Source organism: Mesorhizobium sp. RCAM 05099, assembly GCF_059683685.1.
This window is the reverse complement of record NZ_CM185035.1, coordinates 6,903,570-6,918,144: the sequence shown is the minus strand read 5'-3', so window position 1 is coordinate 6,918,144 and position 14,575 is coordinate 6,903,570. Positions and strand designations below refer to the sequence as shown.

The following is a 14,575-nucleotide window of genomic DNA, read 5'->3' as shown; positions in this document are numbered from 1 at the left end:
CCATGGACACCCAGATGCTGATCGGCTCGAAATTCGAGAAGGGTACCGAAACCGAGGAGCCGATCCTCAACCCGAAGACCGGAGCGACGATCCTCAACCTGCCCGAAGCCAGCCAGGCACAGATCGAGGCGGCTGTCAGCGCCGCCGAACAAGCGTTCGTCTTGTGGTCGCGTACCACGCCGGCTCAGCGCTCCGGCTATCTCCTCAAGATCGCCGACCGCATCGAGGCCGATGCCAAGGAGTTCGCTACGCTCGAGGCGCTCAACTGCGGCAAGCCGATCAATGCCGTCCTCAATGACGAGATCCCGGCGATCGTCGATTGCTACCGCTTCTTTGCCGGCGCCGTCCGCTCGATGCCGGGCGTCGTTGCAGGCGAATACATTCCCGGCCACACCTCGATGGTGCGCCGGGATGCCATCGGCATCGTCGCCTCGATCGCGCCGTGGAACTATCCTTTGATGATGATGGCCTGGAAGCTGGCGCCGGCGATCGCCGGCGGCAACACCGTCGTCTTCAAGCCGTCGGAACAGACGCCGCTGACTTCGCTCAAGCTGGCGAAAATCCTTGCCGACATCCTGCCCGAAGGCGTCGTCAACGTCGTGCTCGGCCGTGGCGACAGCGTCGGCAACACGCTGATCAATCATCCCAAGGTCAACATGATCTCGATCACCGGTGACGTCGCCACCGGCAAGAAGGTGCTGCAGGCCGCGGCCAAGTCGGTCAAGCGCACCCATCTCGAACTCGGCGGCAAGGCGCCGGTCATCGTCTTCGACGATGCCGACCTCGGCGCGGTGGTCAACGGGCTGCGCGCCTTCGGCTACTACAATGCCGGCCAGGACTGCACCGCCGCCTGCCGCATCTATGCCGGCAAGAAAATCTACGACAAGCTCGTGGCCAACCTCTCATCGGCCGTCTCGACCATCAAGTACAATCGTCCGGACGACACGGAAAACGAGATCGGGCCGCTGATTTCGCGCCGCCAGCGCGACCGCGTCTCGAGCTTCGTCGAGCGCGCTTCGGAACTGAAGCACATCGAGATCACCACCGGCGGCAAGCCGGGCGAGGGCTCAGGTTTCTACTACCAGCCGACAGTGGTCGCGGGTGCACTGCAGGAAGACGAGATCGTACGCCGCGAAGTGTTCGGGCCGGTCGTCTCGATCACGCGTTTCACGGAAGTCGACGAAGCGGTGAAATGGGCCAATGACAGCGACTACGGCCTGGCGTCATCCGTATGGACCAAGGACGTTTCGCGCGCCATGGCGACGGCCGCCCGCCTGCAATATGGCTGCACCTGGATCAACACCCATTTCATGCTGACCAACGAGATGCCGCATGGCGGATTGAAACAATCCGGCTACGGCAAGGACATGTCGCTCTATGCGCTGGAGGACTACACCGCCGTGCGGCATGTGATGGTAGCCCACGGCTAGCCCTTGAGCGCGCAATAGAGGCATTCAACCAGGGAGGAAAGAACCATGCATCGCCGCCAGTTTCTGACAACCGCAGCCATCGCCGCCACGCTCTTCGTCGCGGCGCCGTCCTTTGGCGCCGATACTGCGCAATCGGTGGTCGAAGCCTATCTCGCCGCCTGGAACGCGCATGACTCGGCCAAGGCCGCCGGCTACTTCGCCGACGACGTCACCTACTACGACGCCTCGGTCGGCAAACCGGTCAAGGGCAAGGAGGCCGCCAAGACCGGCGTCATCGACAATTTCCTCAAGGCCGTCCCAGATGCCGTCTGGACGATGAAGGGTTCGCCCGTCGTCGAGGGCGACCGCGTCTCGTTCGAATGGGAGTTTTCCGGCACCAATACCGGCGCCTGGGCCGACGGCACCGCGGCCACCGGCAAGAAGTTCTCCTTCACCGGTGCCTCGATGTTCTCGGTCAAGGACGGCAAGATCGCGACCCAGAGCGACTATTACGACGCGCTCGGCTTTTACAAGCAGCTCGGCCTGATGTAGCAGCGCCGCCTGCTTCCCTTCTCCCCGTTGCCGGGGAGAAGGGAAGCAGCCATTATTCCACGATGCGGTAGATGTTCCACAGGCTGGTGCCCGACACGACATAGGGCTCCATCTCCTTGCCCCATTTGGCGTGGGCGTCGATCTTGCCGATCTTGGCGAAGACCGCCTCCAACTGAGCCAGGCTCTCGACATGGTGATGCGACTCGACTGTTGCCTCCCGCGCCCCGATCGATCCGGTCATGATCTGGAACTTCAGGTCGGCGATGCCGACCTGCGAACCGATCTCACGTTCCCATTTCTTCAACAGCTCAAGCACGGTCTGCTTGTGCCCGAACTTGGCGTCGATCTGCCATCTGGCGCTGAACATGGTGGTTTCCTCCGAGATTGCGGTTGAGCCCGCGATTGATCTACTCGTCCCAGGCCTGCACGACGGTCTGCCGCGTGATCCGCCCGTTCTTCAGCTCCAGCATCGCCGCGGCGAACACTTTGGTGCCGTCCGGGTAGGCGCAGGCCTGGGTGAAGGCCAGGCTGTCGCCATCGGCGATCGTGGTATCGACCTTGTGGGTCATCGCCCGGCTGCAGATGTCGTCCCAGAACGTGCTGATCGCTGCGCGCCCGCGGATTTCGCGCGGCTTGCTCGGTGGGTTGTTGCGGTCGATCACCCGCACCAGCGCGTCGTCTGCATAGAAGCTCGACAGGAGTTTTCCGTCACGGCCTTCGATTGCCTTCTTGATCGCCGCGCCGTCCACGGCCTGTGTCTTGGTCAGCATTTTATCCTCCATGTGCCCGTCTTCGCGATCGGGCGGTTGATAATCAGAAGTGCTGTCCGGTGCTCATCGCCGGGCAGGGATTTTTCACTGCGACTTCGCCTTGACGGCAGCGAACACGTCGTCGGTCTGCTTCTTGAACGTCGCGAGATTGACCTGGCTGCCGTTGAGAATCGTCGACCAGTGGCGCACGATCGCCGCCATCGCGATCGCCTCCTTGATTTCCTCGTCGCTCGCACCGTTGAGCTTGGCCGCTTCGGTGTGGAAATAGATGCAATACTGGCAAGGAATCTGCGACGCGACCGCGAGGCCCATCAGTTCCTTGGTCTTGCCGTCGAGCGCCGTGTTCGGGTTGAGCTGGACGCCTTTGATCTCTGCCCAGGCGCCGGCGATGGCGACGTCAGGCAAGGTCTTGAACATGTCCGGCACCGAGCCGAGCGTTGCCTGGATGTCCTTGTAGGCGGCCGTTGCCGATGCATCCTCGGCCTTTGCGGGAGTGATGGCGAACAGCGCGCCAACGCCTGCCGCTATCACGAGTGATCTGACATTCAGCTTTGACTTCAGCATTTCATCCTCCGTTCGCAGCGCCTTTCCCGGCGACACCGCCTGGCCTGCATGGGAGAAATTGATAGCGCTTACGGTGGCATGGCCGCTTCGCCCGAAAGCGCCATGGCTCTCATGGCCCGTCCGGGCCAGTATGCCTGACGGAAAATGCCGCCGCCGCCGCTCGCGATGGCAGATCGAGCTTGAGCAGTATGTTGGCGACGTGGCGCTTGACCGTGTGTTCGCTCAGCCTGAGCTCGGCGGCAATCGCGGCATTGCTCTTGCCGTCTGCAATCAGGCTCACCACCTCGCTTTCACGTGCCGTCAGGCAAGCCGGCTCCGTCGCCTTGACCTTGGGACGGCAAGCCGGTTCCAGATGCTGTTCGGACATCGCCAGCACGAGCGCCAGCGGCTCGTCCAGTTCGTCGATGCTGATACGGCCGGCATCCGCGAAATGCAGCCCGGAGCCGGCGGCCAGATCGGCGACCAGCCGCGACGCCAGGATGTCGCCGCGCCCGGCATGAGTAGAGAGTTGCATCGCCACGCGGCCTGTGAGTCCTGCCGGCGGTCCGCGCAACTCGATCTCGCCGACATGCGCTCCTTGTGCGCTCGCTACGCCGATTTCCTGCGCTGCTTCGCGCAACGCCGCCGCGCACCGCAAGGCACGCCCCGGTCCATCGAAACGTGAAATCATCACTTCGCCATGCGTATCCACGCAGCGCCCGCCATGGCGCCCGACAAGTGTTCGCCATGTTTCCTGGAAGCGCTGGCTGCGTTCGCTCCACATGCGGTCGCCAAGGCGTGCCGTATCGTAGATGCGTGTCACCAAAAGCGCAGCCAGTACGCGCTCCGCTTCCACCACGGCGCGCTCGCCGGTCAGGAATTCCTCGATCAGGTCGGCCACCCGGTCCACGTCGCCGGTCCAGATCGGATGGTCGCGCCCGGGCACTTCAACCAGCTTGGCGTTTGGGATCTTCCTCGCCAGAAAACGGCTGGCGTCGGGGTCGACCCGCGCATCGTTGCGGCGATGGATCAAAAGCGTTGGCGCGCTGATTGTCGCCAGCACGTCACGCACGTCGATTTCCGCGTTCATACGCGCCAGCGCCGCCGCTGCCGTCGGGCTCGCCGACAACCGTTCGAAACGCGCCCACCACTGGGCGAAATGCGCATCATCAACCCGACCTGGCGCGAAATTCGGCAAAGTGGCGCCGGTGCCCCAGGCCGTCTCGGCCGTCTCGATGAAGGTCTCGAGGCGCTCTGGCGGCATCACCCATTTGTGGAAATGCGCATAGCCGCCATAGAGTACCAGCGCCCGCGTCCGTTCCGGATAGGTGGCGGCGAACAGCATCGCCATCGGCGCGCCTTCGGAGGCGCCAAGCAGTGCCGCACGGCCGCTGCCCGCCGCGTCCATCACCGCGCGCACATCGTCCATGCGCGTTTCGAGACTGGGCAGGTGGTGCGCGTCGACACGGTCGGAAAGACCCGTACCGCGCTTGTCGAACAGGATCAGCCGCGAGAACGCCGAAAGCCGCTTCAAGAGCCGGCTGTAGCCTTCGTCTTCCCAGTGCAGGTCGAGATTGGAAATGAAGCCCGGCACGAAGACGAGATCGAACGACCCCTGGCCTACCACCTGATAGGCGATCCGCACGTCGCCGCTAAGGGCGTATCGGGTCTCGATCGGCCTCACCAGGTTTTCCGCCCCGGCCTGACGATTTCTGATCGTCAACCATAGCAGAACAGTGCCGATTGCGGCAGCTTAAACTTTAGCGGCAGGGAATATAAGCCGGCGCGGCCCGGCGGCTATTTTTGCGAGGCGGCGACGTCGGCCGGGAAGGGCCTGAGCCCGAGTTTGAGATCTGCCTCGGCCGGCGTGATCGGCCGCTTGATCTTGGCGGAGGCGGCCACCACCAACTCGTTGAAGTTCTCGGTGCCGCCCTCCAGCATCTCGAACAGCTGCTGCCGCATCCTCGGCTCCCAGAACTTGTTGATATGCTCGGCAACGCCCGCGATCCCTTCCTCGCGCGGTTTGGAATGGAAAAAATCGGCGATCTGGTTTGCCATCCGCACCAGCTTCTCGCTGGTGCTCATGATGTGTTCCTCGTCATGCGACATGCTTGGCAACTCCGAAAGCCACCCGGTCGGGGTGGGTGAAAATATCGAAATCATCGCCGCGCACCAGCGCCACCAGCGTCATGCCGGCTTCCTGCGCGGTGCGGATGGCAAGGGCGGTCGGCGCGGAGACCGCGATGATGAAGGCGGCGCCGATCGCCGCCGTCTTCTGCACCATCTCGACCGAGACACGGCTGGTGACCACGACGGCACCGGAAGCGCCGTCGATGCCGGCCCCGGCCAGCGCTCCGGCCAGCTTGTCGAGCGCATTGTGGCGGCCGACATCCTCGCGCGCCATGACGATGCCCTTGCCTGGAACGTAAAAACCGGCGGCGTGCACGGCTCCGGTCTCGGTGTGAAGCGGCTGCACCTTCGACAGGAGCTTGACGGAGCGGACGATATCGTCGGCCTCAAGCGTAAGCTTTGACGCACCAACCGCATCGACCGATCGCATTGCTTCCTCGATCGATTCGATGCCGCACAGCCCGCAGCCGACCGGTCCGGCGAGCCGCCGGCGTCGGGCCTCGAAGCGCGTGTTGGCCTGATCCTTCAGCCGGATCTGGATGTCGATGCCCTCGCCGAGATCCTCGACCTCGATGGCTTCGATTTCTTGTGGGTCGGCAATGATGCCTTCGGTCAGCGAGAAGCCGAGCGCGAAATCCTCGAAATCGGCCGGGCTTGCCATCATCACCGCATGGGTGGTGCCGGCAAAGGAGAACGCCACCGGCGTCTCCTCCGGCACCATGCGGTCGGCCGTCGCGATGCCGCCGGCGCGGCGCGTCAGCCGCGATACCGGCGTCGTGGCTTTGCGGCGCGCGGTCAAGACTACTCCGCCGCTTCCAGCTTCGCGATGCGACGGCTGTTGCGCGCTTGCTCGTCATAGTCGCGCTGCCATTCCGAAGGCCCGTTGGAGGCGCCGACCTGCACCGCTGTCACCTTGTATTCCGGACAGTTGGTCGCCCAGTCGGAGAAGTCGGTGGTGATGACGTTGGCCTGCGTGTCGGGATGATGGAATGTCGTGTAGACGACGCCTGGCGATACCCGGTCCGTGATCAGCGCGCGCAGCGTCGTTTCGCCCGAGCGGCTGGTCAGCCGTACCCAGTCGCCGTCGCGCAGTCCGCGGTTCTCGGCATCGTGCGGATGAATCTCCAGCCGGTCCTCGGCGTGCCACACGATGTTGTCGGTGCGCCTGGTCTGCGCGCCGACATTATACTGCGACAGGATGCGCCCGGTGGTGAGCAGCAGCGGAAAGCGTGGCCCGGTCCGCTCGTCCGTCGCCACATATTCGGTGCGGATGAACTTGCCCTTGCCGCGCACGAAACCATCGACATGCATGATCGGGGTGCCGAGCGGCGCCTTCTCGTTGCAGGGCCATTGCACGGATCCGACACGGTCGAGCAGATCGAAGGAGACACCGGCGAAGCTCGGCGTCGTCTTGGCGATCTCTTCCATGATCTGCGAGGGATGCTGATAGTTCCAGTCCAGCCCGATCGCGCGGGCAAGCTCCTGCGTCGCCTCCCAATCGGCGTAGCGCGCCTTCGGCTCCAGAACCTTGCGCACCATGTTGATGCGGCGCTCGGCATTGGTGAAAGTGCCGTCCTTCTCGAGGAAGGTCGAGCCCGGCAGGAACACATGCGCGTAGTTGGCGGTCTCGTTGAGGAAGAGGTCGTGCACGACGACGCATTCCATGGCAGCGAGGCCGGCGGCGACATGCTTGGTGTCAGGATCGGACTGCAAAATGTCCTCGCCCTGGATGTAGATACCCTTGAAGGTGCCGTCGACGGCCGCATCCAGCATGTTGGGAATGCGCAGGCCGGGTTCGTCGTCCAGCTTAACGCCCCACAGGGTCTCATAGATGTCGCGCACGGCTTCGCCTGAGATATGGCGATAACCGGGAAGCTCATGCGGGAACGAACCCATGTCGCACGAGCCCTGCACGTTGTTCTGGCCGCGCAGCGGGTTCACGCCGACGCCCGGCCGGCCGATATTGCCGGTGGCCATGGCGAGGTTGGCGATCGCCATCACCGTGGTCGAACCCTGGCTGTGTTCCGTCACTCCGAGGCCGTAGTAGATCGCGCCGTTGCCGCCGGTGGCGTAGAGACGCGCGGCGCCGCGGATCAGTTCGGGATCGACGCCGGACAACTTGCCGACGGTTTCGGGGCTGTTTTCCGGCAAGGCGACGAAAGACGCCCAGTCCTGGAACTCCGCCCAGTCGCAACGTTCGCGGATGAAGGCTTCGTTGAAAAGACCTTCGGTGACGATGACATGCGCCAGCGCCGTCAGCACGGCCACATTGGTGCCGGGCTTCAGCGGCAGGTGATAGTCCGCTTCGATATGTGCCGACTTGACCATCTCGGTGCGACGCGGATCGAGCACGATCAGCTTGGCGCCTTGGCGCAGCCGCTTCTTCAGCCGCGAGGCGAACACCGGATGGGCGGACGCGGGATTGGCGCCGATGATGACGGCGACGTCAGTATAATCGACGGAGTCGAAATCCTGCGTGCCGGCCGAGGTGCCATAGGTCTGGCCGAGCCCGTAGCCCGTCGGCGAGTGGCAGACGCGCGCGCACGTGTCGACATTGTTGTTGCGGAAGCCCTGCCGCACCATCTTCTGGACGAGGTAGGTTTCCTCGTTGGTGCAGCGCGACGAGGTGATGCCGCCTATCGCTGTGCGCCCGTACTGATACTGGATGCGGCGGAATTCCTTGGCCGTGTGAGCAATCGCCTCTTCCCAGGTCACCTCGCGCCAGGGATCGGTGACTTTCTCCCGGATCATTGGCGACAGGATGCGGTCCTTGTGGGTGGCGTAGCTATAAGCGAAACGGCCCTTCACGCAGGAATGGCCGTGGTTCGCCTTGCCCTCCTTGTAGGGCATCATGCGAATGACTTCGTCACCCTTCACTTCGGCCTTGAACGAGCAGCCGACGCCGCAATAGGCGCAGGTGGTGACGGCCGAACGCTCCGGCAGGCCCTTGGCAAGTACCGATTTCTCGCGCAGCGCATCGGTCGGACAAGCCTGCACGCAGGCGCCGCAGGACACGCATTCCGAATCGATGAACGCCTCGTGCATTCCAGCCGAAACTCTGGATTCGAAGCCTCGCCCTTCGATGGTCAGCGCGAAGGTGCCCTGCACCTCCTCGCAGGCCCGCACGCAACGCGAGCAGACGATGCATTGCGCCGGATCATAGGTGAAATAGGGATTGGATTCATCGCGGGCGATGTAGTCGACCGCCAGCGAGCCATGGCCGGGCGCCACGCCGTTCTCCTGCTTGACGTGGTTACGGCCCTCGATACCGTAGCGGTTCTCGGTCAGGCCGACCGACTTCGCCACCGCGTCGAACTCGCTGGCGCCGGTTCCGGCCTTCTCGTTCCAGCCGGTCGGATGGTCGGAGACATAGAGTTCCATGACGCCGCGACGAATGGCGTCGAGCCGCTCGGAGTGCGTGCGCACCACCATGCCTTCGCCGACAGGTGTCGTGCAGGACGCCGGCGTGCCGCCACGCCCTTCGATTTCGACGAGGCAGATGCGGCAGGAGCCGAACGAGTCCAGCATGTCGGTGGCGCAGAGCTTCGGAATCTCGACCCCGCCTTCCATCGCGGCACGCATGATCGACGTGCCTTCCGGCACGGTGATGCTGCGGCCGTCGACGCTCAGCGTGACCTGCTTCTCGGCCTTCGATTGCGGGGTTCCATAGTCGATCTCTTCGACGAGGGATGGGAAGTCGGCCTTGATGTTCATCTGCCAGCTCCTATTCAGCAGCCACGCGCACGGGCGCAGGCTTGAAGTCGTCGGGGAAATGGGTGATCGAGCTCATCACAGGGTAAGGCGTGAAGCCGCCCAGCGCGCAAAGCGAGCCGAATTTCATCGTGTTGCAGAGGTCGGTGACCAGCGCCAGGTTCTTCTCCGGCTCGATGCCGGCAGCGAGCCTGTCGATGGTCTCGACACCGCGCGTCGAGCCGATGCGGCAGGGCGTACACTTGCCGCAACTTTCGATGGCGCAGAACTCCATGGCGAAGCGCGCCTGCTTCAGCATGTCGGCAGTGTCGTCGAACACCACGATGCCGGCATGGCCGATCAGCCCGTCCTTGGCCGCGAAGGCCTCATAGTCGAATGGCGTGTCGAACAGCGCGCGCGGAAAATAAGCACCGAGCGGCCCGCCGACCTGCACCGCCTTCACCGGCCGGCCGGTCGCGGTGCCACCGCCGATATCGTCGACGATCTCGCCCAGCGTCATGCCGAAGGCGGCCTCGAACAGACCCGCATATTTGACATTGCCGGCGATCTGGATCGGGATCGTGCCGCGCGAGCGGCCCATGCCGAAATCCTTGTAGAAGGCAGCACCCTTGTCCATGATGACAGGCACGGAAGCCAGCGAGATGACATTGTTGATGACCGTCGGCTTGCCGAACAGCCCCTTGTGAGCCGGTAGCGGCGGCTTTGCGCGCACCATGCCGCGCTTGCCTTCGAGTGAGTCGAGCAGCGCCGTCTCTTCGCCACAGACATAAGCGCCTGCGCCGACGCGGATCTCCATGTCGAAAGCGTTGGACGAGCCCAGCACGCTGGCGCCAAGGACACCAGCCTTGCGGGCAACCTCGACGGCCTTGTTCATCACCGCCACCGCATGCGGATATTCCGAGCGGATATAGACAAAGCCTTTGGTCGCACCCGTGGCGATGCCGGCGATCGTCATGCCTTCGATCAGCACGAAGGGATCGCCCTCCATGATCATGCGGTCGGCGAAGGTGCCCGAGTCGCCTTCGTCGGCGTTGCAGACGATGTATTTGCGGTCGCCAACGGTATCGAGCACCGTCTTCCACTTGATGCCGGTTGGAAAGCCCGCACCACCGCGCCCGCGCAGCCCGGATTCAGTCACTTGGGCAACAATGGCGGCGGGCGTCAGTTTCAACGCGTTCGTCAGTCCATTCAACCCGCCATGATTCTTGTAGGATTCGAGCGACAGCGGATCTGTGACGCCGCAGCGGGCGAAAGTCAGCCGCGTCTGCTTGGCCAGGAACGGAATCTTGTCGGGCGCGCCCAGCCAGCGTTTGTGATGGCCGCCGGTGAGGAAGCCGCAGTCGAACAGGCTTTTGACGTCGGAGGGTTTTACCGGGCCGTAGGCGACGCGGCCATTTGCCGTCGCCACTTCGACCATCGGTTCGAGGAAATAAGCGCCGCGCGAGCCGTTGCGCACGATCTTGGCTTCGATGCCGCGCTCGGCGAGTTCACTTGCGATTGCCTTGGCGACTTTTTCGGCACCCAGCGCCAGAGCGCCGGAATCGCCGGGAATGTAGATGCGGGGGATCATGAGCGCACCTCGGCAACGATCTCTTCGATCTTTTCGTCATCGAGCCGCCCGATCACCTCGCCGTCCAGCATTGCCGCCGGCGAACAGGCACAAAGCCCGAGGCAATAGACAGGCTCGAGTGTAACCGATCCGTCGCGGGTGGTCTCGTGGAAACCGATGCCGAGCAATTGCTTGATCTTGGCGGCGACGGCGTCCGAACCCATCGACTGGCAGGATTCTGCCTGGCAGAGCTTCAGGACATGCCGGCCGGCCGGATGGCGGCGGTAATCATGGTAGAAGCTGACAACGCCGTGCACCTCGGCCCTGGAAATGTTCAGCGCCTCGGCGATGACAGGCAGCGAATCCTGCGGCACATGGCCGAACTCTTCCTGGATGCCGTGGAGGATCGGCAGCAGCGGGCCTTCCAGCCCCCTCATCTCATGGATGATCGCCGCCGTGCGCGATGCGATCTCGGTACTTGCAGGCTGCATGGTCATGCAGCGCCCTCCCTGGTCGATAGCTTTTTTCGCTAAGTCTTTACAAAATCAGAGGAAACCCGCGAAATCAATATCGCTGTCCCGTCGATCGATAGAGATCTTCTATCGATCGTGTTCAGCCTGCATTGTCTAGCCTAGCGTTGGGCGTGGAAATCGTCCGCCAGCGCCATCGCCTCGTCCAACAGCGCCGAGACCAGCGGCGTGTGCGGCTCGCGCGGGGTTGCCACCAGCCCGACGGTGTGGCTGGCATCCGGTTCGACGATCGGGATGGCCCGGACCGGTTCGGAAAAGCCGAATGTTTCCGCAAGGTTGAGCGGCATGATCGACGACCATTTGCCGGTGCGGATGTGGGAAAACAGCACGATCATCGAGTTGGATTCCAGCGTCGGCCGCACCTGTACGCCGGCCTCGGCCAGATGCTGGTCGATGATGCGGCGGTTCTGCATGTCCGGCGTCAACAGGCAGAGCGGCAGCTGGCTGAGCTCGGCCCACGTCACTTTGTCGCGGTCGGAATAGGGATTTCCGACAGCGGTGATCAGCTGATAGCGCTCGTCATAGAGGGGCACGCTGGTCACCCGTCCCAGCGGCTCGTTGTCGAGATAGGTGATGCCGGCATCGATGTCGAAATTGCCGAGCAGCGACAACACCTCGATCGAAGTCCGCGACAGCACCGAAAAGGTGACGCCGGGATGTTTTGCCCGGAAAGGGGTTGTCAGCCGCGCTACCATGGCCAGCGCGGTCGGGATGGCGGCGATGCGGATACGTCCGGAAAGGCCATGGCGCGCCGCCCGCATTTCCTCGCGCATGGCGCGGGTATCGCCGACGATGCGCCGCGCCCATATCAGCACCTGCTTGCCTTCCGGTGTAAGCCCCTGGAAGCGCGAGCCCCGCAGAACCAGCATCACGCCGAGCTGGCCCTCCAGCTGCTTGATCCCCGCCGAAAGTGTCGGTTGGGTGACACCGCACAGCTCCGCCGCCCGGCCGAAATGCTCTTCCCTGGCCAATGCGATGAAGAATTCCAGCTTGTCGATCATGCCATCTGTCCGGTCTTTGCGTGCAAGGTCGGGGAAATTGCGTTTCGCCGCAAGCGCTATGCGCAATTGGCCTGCATCCACATCTTTGAGCCGGCTACCTGTTTCCCCCGGCGGAATGTGGCGCTATGTGGTGGGACAGAAACGGGGAGGTCGGACGTGCTGGGCTGGTTCCGCAAGCTGCTGCCGCGCGAAGATCGTTTCTTCGACCTGTTCGAACGCCATTCCCGTACCGTGGTCGGCGGCGCCGAGGCGCTCCAGCAGCTTCTCCAAGGCAAGGATATCGATCACTGGTGTCAGAAGATCATCGCTCTCGAGGATGAGGCCGATCACATCACCGCCGAAGTCCTGCTGGCCGTGCGGCGCTCGTTCATCACGCCTTTCGATCGCGGCGACATCAAGGACCTGATCCAGTCGATGGATGACGCCATCGACATGATGCACAAGACCGTCAAGACGGTGAAGCTGTTCGAAAAGAAGGAATTCGACCCGCTGATGCAGGAAATGGGCGGCGTCATCGTCGCCGCCGCCGGGCTGGTGGCCGAGGCGATCCCGCTGCTTGCCAAGGTCGGGACGCACACGGCGCGTCTGACCGCCATAGCCGAAGAGGTCATGCGCGTCGAAAGCCGGGCCGACGACCTGCACGAGCAGGGGCTGAAGGACCTGTTCAGGAAGCATGGCCGCAGTGACCCGATGGCCTACCTGATCGGCAGCGAGATCTATGGCCAGCTGGAAAAGGTGGTCGATCGCTTCGAGGACGTCGCCAACGAAATCAGCGGCATCGTCATCGAGAATGTCTAGGTAATGGAAGCCACCATCGCCTTTCCCGTTCTCGCCGCTCTCATCGCGGTTGCGCTGTTCTTCGACTTTCTCAACGGCCTGCACGATGCGGCCAATTCCATCGCCACCATCGTCTCCACCCGCGTGTTGAGGCCGCAATATGCGGTGCTGTGGGCGGCCTTCTTCAATTTCATCGCCTTCATGTTCTTCGGTCTTCACGTCGCCGAGACCGTGGGGAAGGGCATTGTCGACGTCAGCATCGTCACCCCGGCGGTGATTTTCGCAGCCCTTGTCGGCGCCATCGTCTGGAACATCGTCACCTGGATTGCCGGCATCCCGTCGAGCAGCTCACATGCGCTGATCGGCGGGTTGGTCGGCGCCGGCCTTGCAAAGGCTGGACTGAGTGCCATCGTCTGGGCGGGGCTTGGCAAGACGGTCGCCGCGATCGTCGTGTCGCCGGCGACCGGTTTTGTCCTGGCGCTTGTCCTGATCCTCGTCGTTTCATGGCTGTTCGTGCGGCAGACGCCGTTCGCCGTCGACAGCACCTTCCGCGTCATGCAGTTCTTTTCCGCCTCGCTCTATTCGCTCGGGCACGGCGGCAACGACGCCCAGAAAACCATGGGCATCATTGCCGTGCTGCTCTATTCGCAAGGCATGCTCGGCGCCAATTTCTACGTGCCGCTGTGGGTCGTCCTCACCTGTCAGTCGGCGCTGGCGCTGGGCACGTTGCTCGGCGGCTGGCGCATCGTCCACACCATGGGCTCGAAGATCACTCGGCTGAACCCGATGCAGGGCTTCTGCGCCGAGACCGGCGGCGCAATCACCCTGTTCGCCGCCACCTGGCTCGGTGTTCCCGTGTCGACCACCCACACCATCACCGGCGCTATCATCGGCGTCGGCGCCGCCCGCCGTGTCTCGGCCGTGCGCTGGGGGATTGCCGGCAACATCGTCATTGCCTGGATTGTCACCTTGCCGGCCACGGCCGCCATTTCGGCGCTCGCTTACTTCGCGGTCGGACTGGCGGGATGAGGCGCGCATTGCAGCGTCTGGAACCGCCGGCAATCATGACACGGTCTATCGGTTCACGAGATTGAGGATGTTGCCGTCCGGGTCCTTGAACCATGCGACCTTCATGCCCTGGCCGACATGGATGTCGCCCTCGATCGTCAGGCCGGGCATTTCATAGTGCTCGAACGCAACGCCTTTCGATTTCAATGATTTGACGACAGTCTCGATCTGATCGCCGACCGTCCACGTCACCGCTGTCGCCTTGTTGGTCCCGGCGAATTGGGACCGATAGACATTGATGACCGTATCGCCGCTTTTGTAGACGATCAGTTCGCCACCCATATCATCGACCTGCTTGAGGCCCAGCGTTCCTTCATAAAAGGCTTTTGCTCTCGCCAGGTCGTTCACCGCGAGATTGGCCGTCGCGTTGCTGTTGGCAAGCATGATCGTCTCCTTCCCTGGTTGGCGCTCCTCATGTCGCTCATTGAAATAGGTCGCGTGCCCCGTTTGACGACCGGCGTCCCGCTGAAGTTCTCGCTCGCAGTAGCCGGGGTGCGTCGAGGCGGCTGCTTGGTTCCGGTCGAAAACTACACTA

General features: G+C 63.2%; 15 protein-coding genes. 4 read left to right on the top strand and 11 right to left on the bottom strand.

The window, feature by feature from the left end; translation table 11 throughout:
* The first annotated feature begins 2 nt into the window (after positions 1-2).
* Together AC56QQ_RS34225 and AC56QQ_RS34220 are read left to right on the top strand one after the other, a co-directional pair.
* The gene (locus AC56QQ_RS34225) at positions 3-1,430 is read left to right on the top strand and encodes a gamma-aminobutyraldehyde dehydrogenase (RefSeq protein WP_497124948.1); all 1,428 of its coding nucleotides are present in this window, start codon (positions 3-5) and stop codon (positions 1,428-1,430) included.
* A gap of 45 nt (positions 1,431-1,475) precedes the next feature.
* Entirely contained in the window at positions 1,476-1,961 is a 486-nt protein-coding gene (locus AC56QQ_RS34220; RefSeq protein WP_497124947.1) for an ester cyclase, read from the top strand.
* 52 nt (positions 1,962-2,013) lie between these two features.
* Here AC56QQ_RS34220 and AC56QQ_RS34215 read toward each other — a convergent pair whose 3' ends face one another.
* The 10 genes from AC56QQ_RS34215 to AC56QQ_RS34170 form a co-directional block, all read right to left on the bottom strand.
* A complete protein-coding gene (locus AC56QQ_RS34215) occupies positions 2,014-2,328 on the bottom strand; it encodes a hypothetical protein (RefSeq protein WP_497124946.1) in 315 nt (104 codons plus the stop codon).
* A gap of 40 nt (positions 2,329-2,368) precedes the next feature.
* Positions 2,369-2,731, bottom strand: coding sequence for a nuclear transport factor 2 family protein (locus AC56QQ_RS34210; RefSeq protein ID WP_497124945.1), 363 nt, complete (start codon positions 2,729-2,731; stop codon positions 2,369-2,371).
* An 84-nt stretch (positions 2,732-2,815) separates the two neighbouring features.
* Complete coding sequence (locus AC56QQ_RS34205) at positions 2,816-3,295, bottom strand: carboxymuconolactone decarboxylase family protein (RefSeq protein WP_489859187.1); 480 nt, start codon at positions 3,293-3,295, stop codon at positions 2,816-2,818.
* Between the two features lie 109 nt (positions 3,296-3,404).
* Complete coding sequence (locus AC56QQ_RS34200) at positions 3,405-4,958, bottom strand: alpha/beta fold hydrolase (protein WP_497124944.1); 1,554 nt, start codon at positions 4,956-4,958, stop codon at positions 3,405-3,407.
* Positions 4,959-5,071: 113 nt separating this feature from the next.
* On the bottom strand, positions 5,072-5,383 hold the full coding sequence (locus AC56QQ_RS34195; protein WP_497124943.1) for a formate dehydrogenase subunit delta: 312 nt from the start codon (positions 5,381-5,383) through the stop codon (positions 5,072-5,074).
* Positions 5,373-6,203, bottom strand: coding sequence for a formate dehydrogenase accessory sulfurtransferase FdhD (gene fdhD / locus AC56QQ_RS34190; protein WP_497124942.1), 831 nt, complete (start codon positions 6,201-6,203; stop codon positions 5,373-5,375). The genes AC56QQ_RS34195 and fdhD overlap by 11 nt, the downstream gene beginning before the upstream one ends.
* Before the next feature lie 2 nt (positions 6,204-6,205).
* Positions 6,206-9,118 (bottom strand): formate dehydrogenase subunit alpha, encoded by a 2,913-nt coding sequence (gene fdhF, locus AC56QQ_RS34185; protein WP_497124941.1) that lies wholly within the window; start codon positions 9,116-9,118, stop codon positions 6,206-6,208.
* Between the two features lie 10 nt (positions 9,119-9,128).
* Positions 9,129-10,685, bottom strand: coding sequence for a formate dehydrogenase beta subunit (locus AC56QQ_RS34180; protein WP_489859192.1), 1,557 nt, complete (start codon positions 10,683-10,685; stop codon positions 9,129-9,131).
* Positions 10,682-11,161 (bottom strand): formate dehydrogenase subunit gamma, encoded by a 480-nt coding sequence (locus tag AC56QQ_RS34175; protein WP_497124940.1) that lies wholly within the window; start codon positions 11,159-11,161, stop codon positions 10,682-10,684. The genes AC56QQ_RS34180 and AC56QQ_RS34175 overlap by 4 nt, the downstream gene beginning before the upstream one ends.
* 134 nt (positions 11,162-11,295) lie before the next feature.
* Positions 11,296-12,195 carry a LysR family transcriptional regulator gene (locus tag AC56QQ_RS34170; RefSeq protein ID WP_091584589.1) on the bottom strand — a complete coding sequence of 300 codons (900 nt, stop codon included), beginning with the start codon at positions 12,193-12,195 and terminating at the stop codon, positions 11,296-11,298.
* A gap of 156 nt (positions 12,196-12,351) precedes the next feature.
* Between AC56QQ_RS34170 and AC56QQ_RS34165 the strand changes: the two genes are divergently transcribed.
* Positions 12,352-12,993 (top strand): DUF47 family protein, encoded by a 642-nt coding sequence (locus AC56QQ_RS34165; protein ID WP_497124938.1) that lies wholly within the window; start codon positions 12,352-12,354, stop codon positions 12,991-12,993.
* A 3-nt stretch (positions 12,994-12,996) separates the two neighbouring features.
* On the top strand, positions 12,997-14,001 hold the full coding sequence (locus tag AC56QQ_RS34160; protein ID WP_497124936.1) for an inorganic phosphate transporter: 1,005 nt from the start codon (positions 12,997-12,999) through the stop codon (positions 13,999-14,001).
* 45 nt (positions 14,002-14,046) lie between these two features.
* Here AC56QQ_RS34160 and AC56QQ_RS34155 read toward each other — a convergent pair whose 3' ends face one another.
* Positions 14,047-14,424 carry a VOC family protein gene (locus AC56QQ_RS34155; RefSeq protein WP_497124935.1) on the bottom strand — a complete coding sequence of 126 codons (378 nt, stop codon included), beginning with the start codon at positions 14,422-14,424 and terminating at the stop codon, positions 14,047-14,049.
* Positions 14,425-14,575 lie beyond the last annotated feature (151 nt).